Source organism: Streptomyces sp. NPDC005805 (genome assembly GCF_040630445.1).
In the GTDB taxonomy this organism is placed as follows: domain Bacteria; phylum Actinomycetota; class Actinomycetes; order Streptomycetales; family Streptomycetaceae; genus Streptomyces.
Map to the genome: position 1 here is coordinate 59,822 of NZ_JBEXXN010000033.1, position 18,882 is coordinate 78,703.

An 18,882-nucleotide genomic window follows, 5' to 3' on the forward strand; every position below is an offset into this window, starting at 1 on the left:
CCCGACCGGCCACGACGCTTCCGCGCGCCCGCACGGGGCAGGATCCGTTCACACCCACGACGCGGCGGCCCTGGCGGTAGGCTGCGTCATCCGACGGGGAAGGAGACCCTGGTGAGACCGCCGCGCATCCTGGCGACGCTGGACGAGGTGGAACGCGGTGACCACGTCTGCTCCCTCCTCGACCCGGCGGACGGCCTCCTGGGCTCCGCGGCGGCCTTCGTCGCGGACGGAGCGCTCTTCGGCGACAAGGTCCTCGTGGTCGGCCCGGACGACCGCCGGTTCCGCCAGCCCGACCTGGTCTTCCTCGACCCCGCCCGCCTTGAGGACTCCCTGCTCGCCGCCGTGCGGCGCGAGGCGGACACGGCCGACCGCCAGGGCTTCCGCTCGGTCCGCATCCTGCGCGAGGTGACCGCCGGGGCACCGGGCGTCACGACCACGACCCTGCTGCCCACCGAACTCGCCCTCGACGAGTTCGCGGCGGACCGGGGCGCGATGGTCGTGTGCGCCTACCAGCAGGCGCAGTGGACGGCGCCCACACTGGATCAGGTGCTGTGCGTGCATCCCCAGAGTCTGGGCACCCGACCACCGGATCCCGGGTTTCGCCTGTTCGTCGAAAGGGGCTGCTGGAACGTGGCCGGAGTGATCGATTCCGAAGGGGCTCCGGCGTTCGGCGCCGCGCTGCGCGCGGTGGTGGCGGAGGCGGTGAGCACCCGTCTGGACTGCTCACGGCTGGAGATGATCGACGCGGCCGGCATGCGCGCCCTGCTGGAGGCCGCGCGCCATCTGCCCCACCGCAAGGTCGTGCTGCACAGCGCCAACGAGACCGTCCAACTGTGCTGGCAGCTCGCCGGCTACGACGAGCCCGACAGCCCGGTGGTGATCGCACCGTGAGCACCGCACGCGGGCACGGGGCCGGGGCCGCCCGGGAGGCGCCGGCGGTCGTCCGCCACGAGCTGTACCCGTACGCGGGCGACGACGCGTTCCTGAGCGCCACCCTCCGCTTCATCGGCGACGCCGTCGACGGCGACGAGGCCGTCGTGGTCGCCGTCCCGCCCGGCAAGGCGGCCCTGCTGCGCCCGGAGGTCCCGCCCGGCCGGCCGGTCCGCTTCGTCGACCCGGCCACGTACGGCGGGAACCCGGGGCGCCTCATCGCGGCGTGGCAGTCCTGGGTGGACGAGTACGTGCGCGCCGGCCGCCCGGTGCGCACCATCAGCGAGACGGACTGGGCGCACGCCCGCACCCCGGCGGACGTCGCGGAGCTGCGCTACCACGAGTGGCTGCTCAACAAGGTGCTGGCGCAGACCCCGGCCTGGTCGATGCTCTGCCCCTTCGACACCACCGGCACCGGCCCCGACGCGCTCCGGGCGCTCGGCCGCTGCCACCCGCTCGTCCTGCGGGAGGGCCGTTCCGAGGCCAGCGCGGACTGGTCCGACGAGGCCGGCTACACCTTCGAGGACCTGAGCCGGCCCTGCGAACCGCACGAGGAACTGCCCTACGCGCGCGGCGACCTCGCGGCCGTCCGCGACCGGATCACCCACTGCGCGACCGCGCAGGGTATGAAGGGCCGCCGGCTGCGCGAACTGCACGTCGCCGCCACGGAGGTGGCCACCAACACCATCCGCCACGGCGGCGGGCACGGCACCCTGCGGATCTGGACCGAGGGGGACGCGCTCGTCTGCGAGTTCGAGGACGCCGGGTACATCAAGGACCCGCTGGCCGGCCGCATCCGGCCCGCGAACGGCCAGCTCGGCGGCCGGGGGCTGTGGCTGGTGCACCAGTTCTGCGACCTGGTGGAGATCCGCTCCACGCCGGAGGCGGGCACCAGGATCCGGCTGCACATGGGGCTGCACGCCGAGGAGGGCTGACCCCGGGGGCGCCCCCCCGCGTCGCGGACCGGGCCCGGGCGGGCCCCCGCCCGCCCTCACCCGTGCGTCCGCCCTGACCTGTGCGTCCGCCCTCACCCGTGCGCCCCCCTGACCCGTGCCCGCGGCCACCGAAAGTGCCCCGGCGCCGCCCCCTCCTCTCCCCTGCCACAACTCCCGTTGCGCGAACCGTTGACTCCATACCCACCGGTCGGTACGTTCCCCGCACTCCTCGTCTCCGCACCCACGGAGTGTGCACGCATGGACACCCCCGTCCCCGCCCCGGCCGCCGACCCCCGTCGGCGCCGGGTCGCCACCGCCGCCGCGCTCGCCTCGGCCGTCGAGTGGTACGACTACTTCGTCTTCGGCATCGCCGCCGCCCTCGTCCTCGGCGACCTGTACTTCCCCTCCGGCAGCCCCTCGGCCGGAGTGCTCGCCGCCTTCGCCACCTTCGCGGTCGGCTTCCTCGCCCGGCCGGTCGGCGGCATCATCGCCGGCCAGCTCGGCGACAAGCACGGCCGCAAGCCGATGCTGGTCCTCGCGCTGACGCTGATGGGCGTCGCCACCGCCGGTATCGGCCTGCTCCCCACGTACGAGCAGATCGGCATCGCCGCGCCCGTGCTGCTGGTCCTCTTCCGCATCGTCCAGGGCCTCGCGGTCGGCGCCCAGTGGGGCGGGGCGATGCTCATGGCCACCGAGTACGCCCCCGAGGGCAAGCGCGGCCTCTACGGCAGCCTCGTCCAGCTCGGCGTCCCGATCGGCGTGGTCACCGCCAACTCGGTCTTCCTGCTGGCCGGTTCGCTCACCAGCGAGGCCGCCTTCACCTCCTGGGGCTGGCGGGTGCCGTTCGTCGTCGGCTTCCTCGTCCTCGGGCTCGCCTGGTACATCCACACCCGCGTCGAGGAGACCCCGGAGTTCCGGGAGGCCGAACGTGCCCTCGCGGAGGCGGAGAAGTCGCAGCAGGAGCGGCGCTCCCCGCTCCGGACGATCCTGCGCAACCACCTCGGCACGGTGTTCCTGGCCGGCGGGTCCTTCGCCGTCAACACCGCGACCTTCTACATCATCATCACCGGCGTCCTGGACTACGCGACCCGGGAACTCGACATGGAACGCGGCGCGGTGCTGGCCGTCTCCCTCGGCGTCAGCGTCACCCAGCTCGCGCTGATCCCCGCCTCCGCCGCGCTCTCCGACCGCGTCGGCCGCCTGCGGATCTACGCGGCGGGGGCGGTCGGCCTGCTGCTCTGGGCGGTGCCGATGTTCCTGCTCATCGACACGGCCTCACTGCTGTGGCTGGCCGTTGGCACCTTCGTCACCTCCTGCTTCCTGAGCATCATGTACGGCCCCCAGGCGGCGCTCTTCGCCGAGCTGTTCACCGCCGAGATGCGCTACACGGGAGCCTCCCTCGGCTACCAGATCGCGGCCGTCTTCGGCGGCGGGCTGGCCCCGTTCGTGATGGTCCTGCTCCTGGAGGCGACGGGCACCTCGATGTCGGTCGCCGCGTACATCATCGGCCTCGCGGTGATCGCCCTCCTCTCCATCCGCATCCTCGCCACCCGCGCGTCCGCCGTTACCCCACCCACCCCGGACCCGACCCCACCCCCGGTCGACGCCCACGCGGACTGACGGGTCCGGGCACCCCGGACGAGTGCCGTATGCGCGGAATCGCGCATACGGCACGGTGGGCGTCCCTGGGCTGCGGTCACGACCATCCCGCGAACCGTTCGGGGCAGCTTCTACGGACCGAGCCTGCCCAACGAGATTCTGGAGGCGGAGAGGCGCGCCGCGAGCATCGAACAGTGGTCGCCCACGGTGACGATCCGGCGGCTCGCCGCGCCGGTACCAGAGGTCGTACGATCTCCTGAGGGCCGCGGCCGTAGTGCCGTCGCCGGACAGGGAGGGGCCCCGATGCCCGCGCCCGTCCGCCGGACTATCCGCTCGGCCGCCGCCCCTCCGCCCCCGCCTCGTACCGGAGGGCCAACCCGTCGAGCAGCGCCGTCAGGCCCGTTTCGAACGCGCCCTCGTCGACCTGTTCGCGGTGTTCCGCGAGGAGGTGGGCGCGGCCCAGGTGGGGGTAGTCGGCGGGGTCGTAGGCGGTCGCGTCGTCGACGAAGCCGGCGGCGAAGGAGCCGAGGGCGGAGCCGGTGATGAAGTAGCGCATCAGGGCGCCGATGCGGGTCGCCTGGGCGGGGGGCCAGCCCGCGCGGACCATCGCGCCGAACACCGCGTCGGCGACCTTCAGGCCGGCCGGGCGGCGGCCCGGGCCTCGGGCGAGGACCGGGACGGTGTGGGGGTGGGCGCGCAGGGCGGCCCGGTAGGAGAGGGCCCAGTCGTGCAGGGCGGTGCGCCAGTCGCGCGGGTCGTCCTCGTCGAACATCGACAGGTCGACACGGGCGCTGACCGCGTCCGCGACCGCGTCCAGGATCTCGTCCTTGTTGCGGAAGTGGTTGTAGAGGGACGGGCCGCTGACGCCCAGTTCGGCCGCGAGCCGGCGGGTGGAGACCGCCTCCAGCCCCTCCGCGTCGACCAGCGCGCAGGCCGCGTCCACGATGCGGTCTCGGCTCAGGAGGGGCTTGCGCGGTCGGGCCATGCGGCACATAGTAGGCCCTGCGTCCAATAAACTAGCAGTGGTAGTTAAACGTGGTCGCGCGATCCGGAGCACGGTCGGGAAGGGGCCCCGCGCATGAACCTGGAACTCGGTGAGGAGCAGGAGGCCGTCCGGCGGCTCGCCCGTGACTTCGTCGCCCGCGAGGTCACTCCGCACGCCGTCGCCTGGGACCGGGCCGAGAGCGTCGACCGGGGCATCGTGAAGAAGCTCGGCGCGCTGGGCTTCCTCGGGCTCACGGTCGACGAGGAGTACGGCGGCTCCGGCGGCGACCACCTCTCCTACTGCCTGGTCACGGAGGAGCTGGGCCGCGGCGACTCCTCGGTGCGGGGGATCGTCTCCGTCTCGCTGGGGCTGGTCGCCAAGACGATCGCCGCGTACGGCACCGAGGAGCAGAAGCGCGCCTGGCTGCCGCGGCTGACCACCGGGGACGCGGTGGGCTGCTTCGGCCTCACCGAGCCCGGCACCGGCTCCGACGCGGGGAACCTGGCGACCCGGGCCGTCCGCGACGGGGACACCTCCGGCGGTGACTGGCTGATCAGCGGCTCCAAGATGTTCATCACCAACGGCACCTGGGCCGACGTCGTCCTGCTGTTCGCCCGCACCAACGACACCCCCGGCCACCGGGGCGTCTCCGCCTTCCTCGTCCCCGCCGACGCCCCCGGCCTCACCCGCCGGGAGATCCACGGCAAGCTCGGCCTGCGCGGCCAGGCCACCGCCGAACTGGTCCTCGACGGCGTGCGGGTGCCGGACTCCGCGATGCTCGGCCCCGAGGGCAAGGGCTTCTCGATCGCCATGTCCGCCCTGGCCAAGGGCCGGATGTCGGTCGCCGCCGGCTGCGTCGGCATCGCCCAGGCCGCGCTGGACGCGGCCGTCGCCTACGCGGGCGAGCGCGAGCAGTTCGGGCGGCCCATCGCCCACTACCAGCTGGTGCAGGAACTCCTCAGCGACATCGCGGTCGACGTGGACGCCGCCCGGCTGCTGACCTGGCGGGTCGCCGATCTGGTCGACCGGGGGCGGGAGTTCGCGACCGCCGCCTCCAAGGCGAAGCTCTTCGCCTCCGAGGCGGCCGTGCGCGCCGCGAACAACGCCCTCCAGGTCTTCGGCGGCTACGGCTACATCGACGAGTACCCGGTCGGCAAACTCCTGCGCGACGCACGGGTGATGACGCTGTACGAGGGCACCAGCCAGATCCAGAAGCTCATCATCGGGCGGGCCCTCACCGGGGTCTCGGCGTTCTGAACGCGCCCTCCGGGGGCGCGGGTTGAGTACGCGGGCTGAGTACGCGGATTGAGTACGCCGGTTGAGTACCCGCACTCATGTGGCACGCGTCACCGCTCGCGATGCTGTGCCCATGAGTGAGACACCGGTCAAGCAGCAGAACACCACGGCCTACTACGGTCAGGCCGTGATCTCCTTCGCGATCGCCCTCGGCGCGGTCGCCATCGGCATCTACCACATGGACGCGGACGGCTGGGTGCGCGCCTTCATGGGCATCGCCGTCCTCTACCTCACCACCTCCGCCTTCACCCTCGCCAAGGTCGTCCGGGACCGCCAGGAGGCCGGGCAGATCGTCAGCCGGGTCGACCAGGCCCGGCTGGAGAAGCTCCTCGCCGAGCACGACCCCTTCCAGAAGCTCTGACCCGGGGCCGACGGGTCCGGGCCGGGCTCCGGACCCGCCCCGGGCCGGTCGCGGGCCCGCGTACCGAAACGTGACGCGCGTGGGCTAAGCGCTCGCTCACCGCCGGGGTATGGTGTTCGTCCTGTGCCAGGGAAGGGGCGAGTGATGACAGCGGCGGACCAGACGGCGACCGGCGGCGAGACGGCCGGCTCCGCGGTGACCGGCGGCGCGGCCGTGGGCGCGCCGGCGGCCGGCGACGAGAAGCCGTGGGACGAGGTCACCCCCGACGCCGCCCGGAAGCTGCTGGTCGCCGCGGTGGAGGCGTTCGCCGAGCGCGGTTACCACGCGACCACCACACGTGACATCGCCGGCCGCGCGGGCATGAGCCCGGCCGCCCTGTACATCCACTACAAGACCAAGGAGGAGCTCCTCCACCGGATCAGCCGGATCGGGCACGACAAGGCCCTGGAGATCCTCTCGGCCGCGTACGCGGGGGAGGGCGGCCCCAGCGAGCGGCTCGCCGGCGCCGTGCGGTCCTTCGTCCGCTGGCACGCCGGACGCCACACCACCGCCCGGGTCGTCCAGTACGAGCTGGACGCGCTGAGCGAGGCCCACCGCGCGGAGATCATCGAGCTGCGCCGGGAGACGGACGCGGTGGTGCGCAGGCTCCTGGAGGAGGGCGTGGCCGCCGGGGAGTTCGACGTCCCCGACGTGCCGGGCACCACCGTCGCCGTCCTCTCCCTCTGCATCGACGTGGCCCGCTGGTTCAACACCCAGGGCCGCCGCACGCCCGACGAGGTCGGCGCCTTCTACGCCGACCTCGTGCTGCGCATGGTTCAGAAGAAGTAGACGGTCAGAGGAAGCAGACAGGTCAGAAGAAGTAGCGGGAGACCGACTCCGCCACGCACACCGGCTTGTCGCCGCCCTCGCGCTCGATCGTGACGAGGGCCGTCACCTGCACCCCGCCGCCCGCCTCCGTGACGTCCTGGAGGACGGCCGAGGCGCGCAGCCGGGACCCCACGGGCACGGGCGCGGGGAAACGCACCTTGTTGCAGCCGTAGTTGAGGCCCATCTTCACGCCCTCCACCCGCAGCACCTGGGGGACGAGGATCGGCAACAGCGAGAGGGTGAGGTAGCCGTGCGCGATCGTGGTGCCGAACGGGCCGGTCTTCGCGCGCTCCGGGTCGACATGGATCCACTGGTGGTCGCCGGTCGCCTCGGCGAACAGGTCGATCCGCTTCTGGTCGACCTCCAGCCACTCGCTGTGGCCCAGTTGCCCGCCGACTCCGGCGCGCAGCTCCTCGGGGGAGGTGAAGATCCTCGGCTCGGCCATGTCCCTGGTCCCTGCCTTTCAGCGATCTCTCGGCTGTCTCTCGCGCCTGTCCAAGCGCTTGCTCAGCATGGTCGCGCGGGCGTCGGCTTGTCAACGGACGGCACCGGTCGACGCCACGGCGACGTAGGGTTCGAGGAGTGCCACAGATTCCCGAGAAGATCCACGAGCTCACGGTCGGCCAGCTCTCGGCGCGCAGCGGCGCGGCCGTGTCCGCCCTGCACTTCTACGAGTCCAAGGGCCTGATCTCCAGCCGCCGCACCAGCGGCAACCAGCGCCGCTACACCCGGGACACCCTGCGCCGGGTCGCCTTCGTCCGGGCCGCGCAGCGGGTCGGCATCCCGCTCGCCACTATCCGCGACGCCCTCGCCGAACTGCCCGAGGAGCGCACCCCCGACCGCGAGGACTGGGCACGGCTCTCCGCGGCCTGGCGCAGTGAACTGGACGAGCGCATCCAGCGGTTGGGGCGCCTGCGCGACCACCTCACCGACTGCATCGGGTGCGGCTGTCTGTCCCTGGAGACCTGTGTGCTCTCCAATCCGGACGACGTCTTCGGCGAACGGCTCACCGGCTCCCGTCTGCTGCCCGAGGGCCGGCGGCCGGCCCCGCGCGACGACAGCTGACCACGCCCTGGGGCCAGGGGAATCGGCCTCTGCCGTGGTCGCGGGCGGGCAGACGCACAGGCGGACGGACGCGACGACCGCTGACCCCCGGCGGGCACCACGGCACCGGCCCGGGCCCGCGAACCGGCCCCCGGCACCCCGCCCGGCACCGGGACCCCGTGGGCGTCAGGCGACCGACGCGAGCGCGCCCCGCCCCGCCCGCCGGGCCGCGGCCACCGCCTCGGGGGTGAGCACCGGCTGCGGCACCACGATCCCGCAGCCCGTGCAGACCGGACCCGAGGAGGGCTCGTGCTCCAGGCCGTGCCGCCACACGATGTGGGTGTCCCGGCACACCGGGCAGGCGCCGTCCGGGTCCGCCTCCAGCGCCCGGATCAGCCGGCGCAGCACCTCGCCCAGCGGCTGCGTCGGGTGCTCGCCGGGGGTGTCGCAGCGGGCGACCCCGTGGCCGCCCCAGGTCCTGCGGTGCCAGTCGTCGATGTGGCCGGGACGGCGCAGCCCCTCGTGCTTCTCGCGCTTGCGGCGGCCGGCGAAGTCCTCCTCGTAGGCGAGCCACACGGCCCGGGCGTCCTCCAGCTCGTCGAGCGCGGCCACCAGCCGCGCCGGATCCGGGTCCCGGTCCTCCGGTTCGATGCCGTGCCTCGCGCACAGATGGTCCCAGGTCGCCCTGTGCCCGTAGGGGGCGAACCGCTCCAGGCACTTGCGCAGCGAGTACCTGCGCAGAGCCGTGTCGCACCTCGGGTCGCGCACCTGTCTTGCCAGACTGCGGAAACCTGCCATGGTCCCGGCACCTCCGTCACTCGTACACCGGCGTTGAGGAATGGACGTAGGAGTGCCCGTTCCGGCTCCGTCGAAAATGCCCGGAGGTGGATTAGGCCGGATCCGTACCCCTCGTTCCCCCCGTTCGGGTAACCCCGTCGAAGCCTTGTACGCCCGGTGCACGCCCCCGGACACCTCCGAGCCCCCGACACTCCCTATCGCCCCACCCGCCCCGCCGCCAGCACCACCCGGGCCAGTTCCTCGTGGCAGATGTCGCTGTGCGCGCCCGCGGGCGGGCCGCCGCGCCGGACCACCGGGGCCGCGTCCACGCTCACGCACCCGGACCGGGGCAGCGCCCCGCTCAGCGCCTCCGCCAGGGTGATCCGGGCGGCGCCCGTCTCGGCCGGGATGCCGTCGTGGCCCATCGCCCACCAGCGGGGGTCCGCCCGCACCGCCGAGGCCGGGTCGCCCGCGAGCCCCGCGGCCAGCGGGTAGAAGACGCCCAGCGCGCTGTCGTACCGCGAGTGGCAGGCCACCACCGGGCCGTCCACCCGCTCCTGGAGGGCGGCCAGCGCACCGCCGCTGTGCGGGGCGCCCGGCAGCCCGCAGGCGAACGCGTAGTGCGACAGCGCCCCCTGGAGCAGGACGAGGGACTTGACGTTCTCCGCGCCCTCCGGCAGCCCCCGCAGCGCGAAGGCCATCAGACGCGCACCGTGGCCGTGCCCCACCAGATGCACCCGCAGCCCCGGCGCGGTGCGCGCGAGGCGCCCGAGCAGCGGCCCCAGCCCCATCTCGCCGACCGCCCCCGCCCGCCGCTTCATCGCGTAGTACGTGGTCTGCCGCAGCAGTTCCTTGGCCCCCCGCCACGCGGGCGCCAGGTCGCCGGTGAAGGACGGCGGGCCCGGGGACGCGCCCGGCTCCGCGTCGAGGGCGTCCGCGAAGCGGCGGCACAGGGTGAGCGCGTCCTCGTAGAGGACGGCGGGCGGGCCCTGTTCCTCGGACGGCAGGTCCTCCGCGAAGCCCGTCTCCAGGCCGCCCGGCGGGGCCGCCGCGAGCTGCCGCGCCAGCCGGCCGAACTCCCCGAAGGCGGCCCGGGACTCCGGCCGCTGGTCCAGCAGCAGGCCCAGCCGGCGCACGGTCGCCCGGTGCCCGGGGTGCAGTTCGGCCAGCACCTCCCGGGTCCACCGGTCGAGCCCCGGCCCGGCCGGCTGCGCGCCCGGCGCGGGGGAGGCCACATCGGGTATCGGCTCGTCGCCGAAGCGCATCGACGGCCAGAGCACCCCGCCGTAGCCGAGCCGCGCCTGCGGTGTCTGCGCCGCCGACTTGGCGAACTCGGCGAAGAACGCCGCGTTCAACCGCCGTGCCGTCGACGGGGTGTTGTTCCACCCGTGCGCGAACAGCACCAGGTCGGTGACCCCCTCCTCGCCCGGCCCGCCGCCGGGCCGCCCCTCGTACGGTTCCAGCAGATCGCCGTCCGCGTCGAAGACGACCTCCCGGTACGGCTGCACACCCGCCCCCGCCATGGCACGCCCCTCCCTCTTCCCCTTCTGACAGCATCCTGCGCAAGAGGGGAAACGGCCATACCCCGGCGGCCCCCGGCGGGCCTCAGAGCCGGTCGGCCGCCCGGACCCGGTGCAGGTGGATCAGGACGTCGTACGACGTGAGGAGGCGCACCGGTTCCGGTTCGGCGGGCCAGGCGTTGCCGATGTCCCGCGTCGGACGGGTCACTCCCAGCCACGCGCGGGCGGCCGGGGGAGCCGACCGCAGGTCCAGGTACCAGTCCCGGTCCGTCACCCGCGCCAGCGTGTGCTCGTTGCTCCCGGGCGGGGGCGGGCCGACGGAGAAGGTGCCCTGCGCCTCCTGCGGGTCGGTGAGGTCCAGGGCGTGGAACGAGCCGCTGCCGAAGGTGAACCCGATGCCGACGTACCGGGCGCCGACCGCCTCCCGCAGGAAGGTGCCCTGGACCTTCGGGTACCGCTCGGGGTCGTTGGTCTCCAGCCGGATGTGGCCGTTGTGGGCGGAGACCAGCATCCGGTGGCCGGTGTGCCGCTGCCACTAGAGGGTGTTCTCGGCCATCACCCGGTCGCGGTAGCGCATGGCCGCCGCCGCGCCCGCCGGTTGGTGCAGGTCGAAGGAGAACTCGGTCCCGGTCTGGGCGATGGCGCGCGCGTGCTGAAGGACCAGGGCGTGGCGTTCCCGGTCCGGACCCGGCGGCAGGCCCTCCAGCAGGGTGAGGGCCGCGTTGACGTCGGCGGCCAGGGCGCGGCGCTCGGCGAGGGGGCGCGCCAGGTAGCGCGTGATGGCCTCGTGCACGCTCCCCTGTGGCCGGGAAGCGCGGTAGCGGTCCTCGAACACGGGCAGCAGACGCGGGTGGCGTTCGGCCACCCAGGCGGTCACCTCGTCGAAGAGCCGGGTGCCCGCGTGGGCGAGGTCGTTGCCCGTGAACTGGACCGGCCGGTCCGGGTGGCGGAGGTTGTACGCCCGCATCCAGCGGATCAGGTCCAGGTGCTCACGGGTGTGCCAGATCAGATACGACTCCTGGAACTCCTCGCGCATGATCGTGCGGGGGTCGCCCCGGCCGTGCAGTACGTAGTCGTTGAGCCGCAGGCCGGCGCTCCAGGTGGCCTCCAGGGCGTAGGTCCGAAAGCCCCGGCGCTCCACCAGGTGCCGGAAGAGCCGGTGCTTGGTGGTGAAGAACTCGGCGGAGCCGTGCGTCGCCTCGCCGACACCCACGATCGTCGCGGAGCCGATCGCCCGCTCCAGCGGCCCGAGGTCGGCGAGCGGGTGGGCGGCACGGGCCAGGGCGCGCACCGGGTCGGCGTCCTGCTGCTGCGCGCGGGCGGGGGCGGTGAGGGCGATCAGGGCGAGGGCGCAGAGGAGCAGCAGCAGATGCCGCCGCAGGGGGTGGCGTCGTAACCGGTTCATGGTTCCACCCTGGCCGGACGCCCTTGAGCGCGGCCAGGGTGGACGCCCCCGTCCCGGGGGTGGGGTCCGCCCCACCCCCGGGGGGCCGGCAGCCGGCGGCCCGGGGCCTCGTCGGTGCGGCCCCGGCCGGGGAGCCGCGTCAGTAGCGCAGATGACGCCTGCGCACGCGGCGGAACGCGGCCAGGGCGCCGGACCACGCCCCCACCACCTCGTCGGTGTCCGCGCCCGCGTCGATCAGGGTGCGCACCGACGTCGAACCGGTGAGCTTGTCGATCCAGTTGTCCGGCCGCCAGGCGAAGCCGCTCCAGCTCCGCTTCGCGGTCACCAGCAGCCCGATCCCGGTCCGCACCGGGTCGAACTCCTCCCGGTCGTGGACGTGCAGCTGCACCCCGCCGACGGTCTTCCCCTGGAACTTGGAGAAGGTCGGGGCGAAGTACGCCTCCCGGAAGCGCACCCCGGGCAGCCCCAGCGCGTTCGCTGCCTCGGCCCAGCGCCGGTCGATCCCCTCGGCGCCCAGCAGTTCGAACGGACGGGTGGTGCCGCGCCCCTCCGAGAGGTTGGTGCCCTCGAACAGGCAGGTGCCCGAGTAGACCAGCGCGGTCTCGGGAGTCGGCATGTTCGGGCTCGGCGGCACCCAGGGCAGCCCGGTGGCGTCGAAGAAGTCCGAGCGCCGCCAGCCCTTCATGGTCACGGTCTCCAGCTCGACCGGCCGCTCCGCCAGGAACTCCGCGTTGAACAGCAGGGCCAGCTCCGCGACCGTCATCCCGTGCGCCTGCGCGATCGGCTCCCGGCCGACGAAGGTCGCGAACGCCCTGTCCAGCACCGGCCCGAGGGCCGCCCGCCCGGTCACCGGGTTCGGCCGGTCCAGCACCACGAACCGCTTCCCGGCCCGCGCCGCGGACTCCATGCAGTCGTAGAGGGTCCAGATGTACGTGTAGAAGCGGGCGCCCGCGTCCTGGATGTCGAAGACGACGGTGTCCACGCCCGAGGCGGTGAAGATGTCGGCCAGCTCCTGACCGCTCTTCAGATAGGTGTCGTAGACCGGCAGTCCGGTCGCGGGGTCGTCGTAGCGGCCCTCGGAACCGCCCGCCTGCGCCGTGCCCCGGAAGCCGTGCTCGGGCCCGAACACGGCCCGCAGGTCCACGCGGTCGTCGGCGTGCATCACATCCACGATGTGGCGCACGTCCCGGGTGATGCCGGTGGGGTTGGTCACCACGCCGACGCGTTCACCGGACAGGGCCGCGTAGCCGCTCGCGGCCAGCCGCTCGAAACCGGTGCGCACCCGTCCGGGGCCGCCGTCGTGCGAGCCCGGGCCGGTGTGCGGGCCGCCCTGCGCGGCGGCGCCCGGAGCGGACGCGGCGGTCGCGGCGAGCGCGCCGGTGCCCGCGGTGAGCAGACCCCGTCTGGACAGTCCCATCGGGCCACCTCCGTGATCGCTGTCTGTCATGGCCACGCAGGCTAGCGCTCCTGACCGCCGCCGGGAACGACCCCGGCACGCCCGTCGTGCCGCCCGGCCGCCCTCTTCCACCCATACATACCGACCGGTTAGTCTGACTCTCCGGCCGGAGACCGACGGCCGCACGGCACGGCAGGCGCCCGACGGGCCCGGCGGCCGCACGAAGCAGCACGGCAGGGGAGAGGCGGAACACGATGAGTACGGTGCGGGGCGCGGGAGTTGTCGTCACGGGCGCGGGCGGCGGGATCGGCGCCGCGCTGGCCCGCCGGTTCGCCGCCGAGGGCGCACGGGTCGTGGTCAACGACATCGACGGCGCCAGGGCGAAGGCCGTGGCCGACGAGATCGGCGCCACCGCCGTGCCCGGCGACGCCTCCGGCATCGTCGAGGAGGCGCGCGACGCCCTCGGCGGCACCGTCGACGTCTACTGCGCCAACGCGGGACTCGGTTCCGGCGGCGACGCCTTCGCCGACGAGGACGTATGGGCCGCCGCCTGGGACGTCAATGTGATGGCCCATGTCCGCGCGAGCCGCGCCCTGCTGCCCGACTGGCTGGAGCGCGGCAGTGGCCGTTTCGTCTCCACCGTCTCCGCCGCGGGCCTGCTCACCATGATCGGCGCGGCGCCCTACAGCGTCACCAAGCACGGCGCCCTCGCCTACGCCGAGTGGCTCTCGCTGACCTACCGGCACCGCGGTCTGAAGGTGCACGCCATCTGCCCGCAGGGCGTGCGCACGGACATGCTCGCCGCGACCGGATCGGCGGGCGACCTCGTCCTCCAGCCCACCGCCATCGAGCCGGAGGCGGTCGCGGACGCCCTCTTCGACGCGATGAAGGAGGACCGCTTCCTGGTCCTCCCGCACCCCGAGGTCGCCGGCTACTACGCGGCGCGGGCCACCGAGCCCGACCGCTGGCTGGGCGGGATGAACCACATCCAGCGCACCTGGGAGGAGACCCGGGACGCGACCCCGGACGCCTGACGGCCCCGGCCCGGAAGGCACCCGGGCCGGCGCCCGCCCGGCCCTCGCCGCCCCCGCCCGGCGCCCGGCGGAGGCCGCGCGGATGGTCGGGCCGAGGCCGCGTGAGGTCCGGTGGCGGCCGGCGGGCCGGGCGAATGGGAAGATCCTCGGGCGGGGTCCGCGCCGAGGGGGCGCGACCCCCACCGCGCGGGAGCCGCGCGGCGGACGACAGGCACAGCGGAAAGGCGGGTGGCGGCGATGGCCAAGGCGACGGACGGGGAGGGCACGCCCGTACCGCAGAGGCTGCTGGCCACCGCCACCCGGCTGTTCGCGGAGCAGGGGTACGACCGCACCTCCGTGCAGGAGATCGTCGAGGCGGCCGGCGTCACCAAGGGCGCGCTCTACCACTACTTCGGCTCCAAGGAGGACCTCCTCCAGGAGGTCTACGCCCGGGTCCTGCGCGTCCAGCAGGAGCGCCTCGACGGGTACGCGGACGCCGACGCGCCCGTGGAGGAGCGTCTGCGGGGCGCCGCGGCGGACGTGGTGGTGACCACCATCGACAACCTCGACGACGCGGCGATCTTCTTCCGCTCGATGCACCATCTGAGCCCGGAGAAGCACAAGCAGGTCCGCGCCGAGCGCCGCCGCTACCACGAGCGCTTCCGCGCGCTGGTCGAGGAGGGGCAGCACAGCGGCGTCTTCTCCTCCGCCACCCCCGCGGACCTGGTCGTGGACTACCACTTCGGCTCGGTCCACCACCTCTCCACCTGGTACCGCCCGGACGGCCCCCTGAGCAAGCAGCAGGTCGCCGACCACCTCGCGGACCTGCTCCTGCGCGCGCTGCGCCCGTAACAGCAGGCGGCCCCGCCGGGGTCGGCCGATCGGTGGACCCCCGGGTCGGCCGGGCCGGGGACCGCCCGGGGGCCCCGCGACGGGGAGGCTGGAGGCACGGCGCCCGACGCGCGCCGGGCCGCCGACCGGGCGGCGACGCCGAGGGCGGGGAGCGCCACCATGCCGTACGACGACCGGTCACCGGACCAGCGGCCCCGGCGGGCGCGGCGGCGGGCCTTCCTGCTCGCCGCGCCCGCCGCCGCCGTGATGCTCGCCGGGTGCGCGACGGGCGACGGCGAACCCCCGGCCCCGGCCACCCCGAGCCCCACCACCACCGCCGATGCCCCGGGCACCCCCGCCGACGGCCCCCGCGCCCCCCGGGACACCCTCCTCGTCACCGACTTCGGCGCCGACACCGTCACCTTCGTCGGCCCCTCGGCCTCCGGCGGCGCGGCGCGGGAACGCGGCTCGGTCGAGGTCGGCACCGCCCCGTACGGGATCGCCCTCGGCGCGGACGGCACCGCCTGGGTCGCGACCGCCGAGGGCGTGGCCGCCGTGGACACCGCCGCCCGGAAGCGGACCGCCCTGATCCCGTACGCGACGGACACCGGCCCGGTCACCACCGGCGAGTACCGGGGCGGCGGCATGGGCATCGCCCTCTCGCCGGACGGGCGTTACGCCTACGTCGGTGTGAACGTCCCCGGCGGGCCGGGCCGGCTGGAGGTGGTCGACACCGAGCGGCGCGAGGTCGTCGCCACCGCCCCCGTGGGCCGCCGGCCCTTCGACGTGGACGTCTCCCGGGACGGCCGCGAGGTCTACGTCACCAACCACGACTCCTTCGACGTCACTGTGGTCGACGCCCGCGACCGCGCCACCCGCCGGATCGAGGTCGCCCCGTACGGCACCGAGGGCGGCCTCGGGTCCTGGCTGAAGCCGCACTACACCGCCGTCCGCCCCGCCGACGGCGCCCTGCTCCTCCCCTTCGAGGGCGAGCGGCTGGCCGTGGTCGACCCGGACAGCGGACGGGTGCGCGTCGAGCCGATGACCGCCAACACGCACCAGCACGGGGTCGCCGTCGCGGAGGACGGCACCCTCCTCGTCGTCGGCACCGGCCCGATCGACCCCGCCGAGGACACCGGCCCGTCCCTGACCGTGCGCGCCCCCGACGGCACGGAGCGCGTGATTCCGCTGGAGGGGCCGCACGAGGACGTCATGCTGTCCGGCGACGGCCGCACCGCCTATGTCTCGGGCGGCTTCACCCGGGACGGCCACTGGAACGGCGTCAGCGTCGTCGACACGGGGACCGGTGAGGTCACCCGGGTGCCGGCGGGTGAACGCCCCCTGGGTATGGCCGTCCTGTGACGCGGACGGGGCCCGGGCGAACCCGGGCCCCGCCACCGCACACTCGACCCGTCTACAGGTACTGCTTCAGCTCCCGCCGGGCCAGCGAGCGCTGGTGCACCTCGTCCGGGCCGTCCGCCAGCCGCAGGGTCCGCGCCCCCGCCCACAGGTCCGCCAGCGGGAAGTCCTGGCTCACCCCGCCCGCGCCGTGCACCTGCACCGCCTTGTCGATGATGTCCACCACCGCGCGCGGGGTCGCGATCTTGATGGCCTGGATCTCGGTGTGCGCGCCCTTGTTGCCCACCGTGTCCATCAGCCACGCGGTCTTCAGCACCAGCAGCCGCAGCTGCTCCACCGTCACCCGCGCGTCCGCGATCCAGTTCTGCACCACGCCCTGCTGGGCCAGCGCCTTGCCGAACGCCTCACGGGAGACGGCCCGGCGGCACATCAGCTCGATCGCCCGCTCGGCCATACCGATCAGCCGCATGCAGTGGTGGATGCGGCCCGGCCCCAGCCGGGCCTGCGCGATCGCGAATCCGCTGCCCGGCTCCCCGATCAGGTTCGTCGCCGGGACCCGGGCGTCCGTGAACACCACCTCGGCGTGGCCGCCGTGGGAGTGGTCCTCGAAGCCGTACACCTGCATGGCCCGGCGGATCTCGACCCCCGGGGTGTCCCGGGGCACCAGGATCATCGACTGCTGGCGGCGGATGTCGTCGCCCTCCGGGTCGGTCTTGCCCATCACGATGAAGATCTCGCAGCGCGGGTTCATCGCCCCGGAGATGTACCACTTGCGGCCGTTGACCACGCACTCGTCGCCGTCGCGGTCGATCCGGGTGCGCACGTTCGTCGCGTCGGAGGAGGCGACCTCGGGCTCGGTCATCGCGAAGGCCGAGCGGATCTCCCCGGCGAGCAGGGGCTCCAGCCAGCGCTTCTTCTGCTGGTCGTCGCCGAACTGGGCCAGCACCTCCATGTTCCCGGTGTCCGGGGCCGCGCAGTTGAGGGCGGTCGGCGCGAGGTGCGGGCTGCGGCCGGTGATCTCGGCGAGCGGCGCGTACTGGAGGTTGGTGAGCCCGGCCCCGTGCTCCGCGTCCGGCAGGAAGAGGTTCCACAGGCCCTGGCGGCGGGCCTCGGCCTTCAGCTCCTCGATGACCGCCGGGGTGTCCCACGGCGAGGCGAGCGCGGCACGCTGCTCCCGCTCGACCTCCTCCGCCGGGTACACGTACTCGTCCATGAAGGCGAGCAGCCGGGCGCGCAGCTCCTCCGTGCGGGCGTCGAATGCGAAGTCCATGGCTGCTCAGCCTTCCTGAAGGGTGGTGAGACCGTGCTCGATGAAGACGGGGACGAGGTCGCCGATCCGGTCGAAGCCGGGCCCGACGGTCTGGCCCAGGGTGTACCGGTAGTGGATGCCCTCCAGGATCACGGCGAGCTTGAACCAGGCGAAGGCCGTGTACCAGGAGATGGCCGAGGTGTCCCGGCCCGAGCGCTCCGCGTACCGGGCGATCAGCTCGGTGGGGTCGGGGTGCCCGGCGGCGCCCGCGGTGGTGCTGATGGGGGAGCCCGCGAGCTTCAGCGGCCTGCTGTACATCACCAGCAGCCCGAGGTCGGTCAGCGGGTCGCCCAGGGTGGACATCTCCCAGTCGAGTACGGCGCGGATGCGGTCGTCCTCGCCGATCAGGACGTTGTCCAGCCGGTAGTCCCCGTGCACCACGGTCGGCGCCGGGGAGACGGGCAGCTCCCGCCCCAGGGCGGCGTGCAGTTCGTCCACGCCCGCCAGTTCGCGTCCGCGCGAGGCGGCCAACTGCTTCCCCCAGCGCCGCAGTTGCCGGTCGAGGAAGCCCTCGGGCCGCCCGAAGTCGCCGAGCCCGACCGACTCCGGGTCGACGGCGTGCAGATCGACCAGGGTGTCGACGAGGGAGAGCACCGCGCCCCGGGTCCGCTCCGGCCCGAGCGGGGCGAGCTGCTCGGCCGTGCGGTACGGGGTGCCCTCGACGTACTCCATGACGTAGAACGGCGCCCCGATCACCGACTCGTCCTCGCAGAGCAGCACCGGCTCGGGCACCGGCACGGCGGTGGGGGCGAGCGCGCTGATGACCCGGTGCTCGCGCTTCATGTCGTGCGCGGTGGCGAGGACATGCCCGAGCGGGGGCCGCCGGACGACCCAGCGGCCGGTGCCGTCGGTGACGAGGTAGGTGAGGTTCGAGCGGCCGCCCTGCACGATCGTCGCGTCGAGGGGGCCGTTCACCAGCCCGGGGCGTACGCGGTTGAGATACTCGCGCAGCGTGTCGGGGTCGAGGCCCTGTGGGGCTGGGCTCATGGTGCGCACCTCCGGGGGCGGTCTGGTCGGCGGGCCGGGTGGTCGGTCCCGGGCCGTGACCATGATGACCGACCAGTCGGTATGTCGTCCAGTGCGCACCCCGAAGCGCCGCGCGGATCACACCCCGGACGGCGCTCCGGGCCCCCGGCTCGGGTGTGGCAGGCCGCAGGCTCAGAAAGTGTTGGGTAATTGATCAACTGCTGCTTGTAGTCGACGGTGGTGATCTTCGCGGTCTGAGAGTTCGCGAAGATCACCGTCATGTGTGTCT

Annotated in this window: 17 protein-coding genes and 1 pseudogene; 10 read left to right on the top strand and 8 right to left on the bottom strand. The window is 73.9% G+C overall.

What is annotated here, in order from left to right; genetic code table 11:
- Nucleotides 1-111: 111 nt before the first annotated feature.
- The 3 genes from ABZ457_RS19340 to ABZ457_RS19350 all read left to right on the top strand — a co-directional run bounded on the left by ABZ457_RS19340 (nt 112) and on the right by ABZ457_RS19350 (nt 3,485).
- Nucleotides 112-891 (top strand): MEDS domain-containing protein, encoded by a 780-nt coding sequence (locus tag ABZ457_RS19340; RefSeq protein ID WP_359158785.1) that lies wholly within the window; start codon nt 112-114, stop codon nt 889-891.
- On the top strand, nt 888-1,865 hold the full coding sequence (locus ABZ457_RS19345) for a sensor histidine kinase (RefSeq protein WP_359158786.1): 978 nt from the start codon (nt 888-890) through the stop codon (nt 1,863-1,865). The genes ABZ457_RS19340 and ABZ457_RS19345 overlap by 4 nt, the downstream gene beginning before the upstream one ends.
- A gap of 258 nt (nt 1,866-2,123) precedes the next feature.
- On the top strand, nt 2,124-3,485 hold the full coding sequence (locus tag ABZ457_RS19350) for an MFS transporter (RefSeq protein WP_359158787.1): 1,362 nt from the start codon (nt 2,124-2,126) through the stop codon (nt 3,483-3,485).
- Nucleotides 3,486-3,789: 304 nt separating this feature from the next.
- Here the strand turns inward: ABZ457_RS19350 and ABZ457_RS19355 are convergent, their stop codons facing one another.
- The gene (locus ABZ457_RS19355; RefSeq protein ID WP_359158788.1) at nt 3,790-4,449 is read right to left on the bottom strand and encodes a TetR family transcriptional regulator; all 660 of its coding nucleotides are present in this window, start codon (nt 4,447-4,449) and stop codon (nt 3,790-3,792) included.
- A 93-nt stretch (nt 4,450-4,542) separates the two neighbouring features.
- Between ABZ457_RS19355 and ABZ457_RS19360 the strand changes: the two genes are divergently transcribed.
- From ABZ457_RS19360 to ABZ457_RS19370, 3 genes are all read left to right on the top strand, one after another.
- The gene (locus ABZ457_RS19360) at nt 4,543-5,706 is read left to right on the top strand and encodes an acyl-CoA dehydrogenase family protein (RefSeq protein WP_359158789.1); all 1,164 of its coding nucleotides are present in this window, start codon (nt 4,543-4,545) and stop codon (nt 5,704-5,706) included.
- A 112-nt stretch (nt 5,707-5,818) separates the two neighbouring features.
- On the top strand, nt 5,819-6,106 hold the full coding sequence (locus ABZ457_RS19365) for a YiaA/YiaB family inner membrane protein (protein WP_359158790.1): 288 nt from the start codon (nt 5,819-5,821) through the stop codon (nt 6,104-6,106).
- A 144-nt stretch (nt 6,107-6,250) separates the two neighbouring features.
- Nucleotides 6,251-6,934: a TetR/AcrR family transcriptional regulator gene (locus tag ABZ457_RS19370; RefSeq protein ID WP_359158791.1), complete on the top strand. Its 684-nt coding sequence runs from the start codon at nt 6,251-6,253 to the stop codon at nt 6,932-6,934.
- A 22-nt stretch (nt 6,935-6,956) separates the two neighbouring features.
- On the opposite strand, the gene ABZ457_RS19375 is transcribed toward ABZ457_RS19370, so the two are convergent.
- Complete coding sequence (locus ABZ457_RS19375) at nt 6,957-7,418, bottom strand: MaoC family dehydratase (RefSeq protein WP_359158792.1); 462 nt, start codon at nt 7,416-7,418, stop codon at nt 6,957-6,959.
- Between the two features lie 137 nt (nt 7,419-7,555).
- Here ABZ457_RS19375 and soxR point away from each other — a divergent pair, with 137 nt between their 5' ends.
- Nucleotides 7,556-8,038 (top strand): redox-sensitive transcriptional activator SoxR, encoded by a 483-nt coding sequence (soxR, locus tag ABZ457_RS19380; protein ID WP_359158793.1) that lies wholly within the window; start codon nt 7,556-7,558, stop codon nt 8,036-8,038.
- Nucleotides 8,039-8,203: 165 nt separating this feature from the next.
- Here the strand turns inward: soxR and ABZ457_RS19385 are convergent, their stop codons facing one another.
- From ABZ457_RS19385 to ABZ457_RS19400, 4 genes and pseudogenes are all read right to left on the bottom strand, one after another.
- On the bottom strand, nt 8,204-8,815 hold the full coding sequence (locus ABZ457_RS19385; protein ID WP_359158794.1) for a hypothetical protein: 612 nt from the start codon (nt 8,813-8,815) through the stop codon (nt 8,204-8,206).
- A gap of 194 nt (nt 8,816-9,009) precedes the next feature.
- Nucleotides 9,010-10,317 (bottom strand): serine-threonine protein kinase, encoded by a 1,308-nt coding sequence (locus ABZ457_RS19390; protein WP_359158795.1) that lies wholly within the window; start codon nt 10,315-10,317, stop codon nt 9,010-9,012.
- Nucleotides 10,318-10,399: 82 nt separating this feature from the next.
- Nucleotides 10,400-11,719, bottom strand: a pseudogene (locus ABZ457_RS19395) (erythromycin esterase family protein).
- Between the two features lie 139 nt (nt 11,720-11,858).
- Nucleotides 11,859-13,136, bottom strand: coding sequence for a DUF1343 domain-containing protein (locus ABZ457_RS19400; protein WP_359158796.1), 1,278 nt, complete (start codon nt 13,134-13,136; stop codon nt 11,859-11,861).
- A 233-nt stretch (nt 13,137-13,369) separates the two neighbouring features.
- On the opposite strand from ABZ457_RS19400, the gene ABZ457_RS19405 reads away from it, so the two are divergent.
- The 3 genes from ABZ457_RS19405 (at nt 13,370) to ABZ457_RS19415 (ending at nt 16,321) form a co-directional block, all read left to right on the top strand.
- On the top strand, nt 13,370-14,149 hold the full coding sequence (locus tag ABZ457_RS19405; RefSeq protein WP_359158797.1) for an SDR family oxidoreductase: 780 nt from the start codon (nt 13,370-13,372) through the stop codon (nt 14,147-14,149).
- A 237-nt stretch (nt 14,150-14,386) separates the two neighbouring features.
- The gene (locus ABZ457_RS19410) at nt 14,387-14,980 is read left to right on the top strand and encodes a TetR/AcrR family transcriptional regulator (RefSeq protein ID WP_359158798.1); all 594 of its coding nucleotides are present in this window, start codon (nt 14,387-14,389) and stop codon (nt 14,978-14,980) included.
- Nucleotides 14,981-15,226: 246 nt separating this feature from the next.
- Nucleotides 15,227-16,321: a YncE family protein gene (locus tag ABZ457_RS19415; protein WP_359158806.1), complete on the top strand. Its 1,095-nt coding sequence runs from the start codon at nt 15,227-15,229 to the stop codon at nt 16,319-16,321.
- 52 nt (nt 16,322-16,373) lie between these two features.
- Here the strand turns inward: ABZ457_RS19415 and ABZ457_RS19420 are convergent, their stop codons facing one another.
- Nucleotides 16,374-17,588: an acyl-CoA dehydrogenase family protein gene (locus ABZ457_RS19420; RefSeq protein WP_359158799.1), complete on the bottom strand. Its 1,215-nt coding sequence runs from the start codon at nt 17,586-17,588 to the stop codon at nt 16,374-16,376.
- A gap of 6 nt (nt 17,589-17,594) precedes the next feature.
- The gene (locus ABZ457_RS19425; RefSeq protein ID WP_359158800.1) at nt 17,595-18,614 is read right to left on the bottom strand and encodes a phosphotransferase family protein; all 1,020 of its coding nucleotides are present in this window, start codon (nt 18,612-18,614) and stop codon (nt 17,595-17,597) included.
- Between the last annotated feature and the right edge of the window lie 268 nt (nt 18,615-18,882).

Excerpts from the sequence above, each read along its gene's own strand:
- ABZ457_RS19350 (WP_359158787.1), top strand. The coding sequence starts at position 2,124 with ATGGACACCCCCGTCCCCGCCCCGGCCGCCGACCCCCGTCGGCGCCGG.
- ABZ457_RS19355 (WP_359158788.1), bottom strand. The coding sequence starts at position 4,449 with ATGGCCCGACCGCGCAAGCCCCTCCTGAGCCGAGACCGCATCGTGGAC.
- ABZ457_RS19360 (WP_359158789.1), top strand. The coding sequence starts at position 4,543 with ATGAACCTGGAACTCGGTGAGGAGCAGGAGGCCGTCCGGCGGCTCGCC.
- ABZ457_RS19365 (WP_359158790.1), top strand. The coding sequence starts at position 5,819 with ATGAGTGAGACACCGGTCAAGCAGCAGAACACCACGGCCTACTACGGT.
- ABZ457_RS19370 (WP_359158791.1), top strand. The coding sequence starts at position 6,251 with ATGACAGCGGCGGACCAGACGGCGACCGGCGGCGAGACGGCCGGCTCC.
- ABZ457_RS19375 (WP_359158792.1), bottom strand. The coding sequence starts at position 7,418 with ATGGCCGAGCCGAGGATCTTCACCTCCCCCGAGGAGCTGCGCGCCGGA.
- ABZ457_RS19385 (WP_359158794.1), bottom strand. The coding sequence starts at position 8,815 with ATGGCAGGTTTCCGCAGTCTGGCAAGACAGGTGCGCGACCCGAGGTGC.
- ABZ457_RS19390 (WP_359158795.1), bottom strand. The coding sequence starts at position 10,317 with ATGGCGGGGGCGGGTGTGCAGCCGTACCGGGAGGTCGTCTTCGACGCG.
- ABZ457_RS19400 (WP_359158796.1), bottom strand. The coding sequence starts at position 13,136 with ATGGGACTGTCCAGACGGGGTCTGCTCACCGCGGGCACCGGCGCGCTC.
- ABZ457_RS19405 (WP_359158797.1), top strand. The coding sequence starts at position 13,370 with ATGAGTACGGTGCGGGGCGCGGGAGTTGTCGTCACGGGCGCGGGCGGC.
- ABZ457_RS19410 (WP_359158798.1), top strand. The coding sequence starts at position 14,387 with ATGGCCAAGGCGACGGACGGGGAGGGCACGCCCGTACCGCAGAGGCTG.
- ABZ457_RS19415 (WP_359158806.1), top strand. The coding sequence starts at position 15,227 with ATGCTCGCCGGGTGCGCGACGGGCGACGGCGAACCCCCGGCCCCGGCC.
- ABZ457_RS19420 (WP_359158799.1), bottom strand. The coding sequence starts at position 17,588 with ATGGACTTCGCATTCGACGCCCGCACGGAGGAGCTGCGCGCCCGGCTG.
- ABZ457_RS19425 (WP_359158800.1), bottom strand. The coding sequence starts at position 18,614 with ATGAGCCCAGCCCCACAGGGCCTCGACCCCGACACGCTGCGCGAGTAT.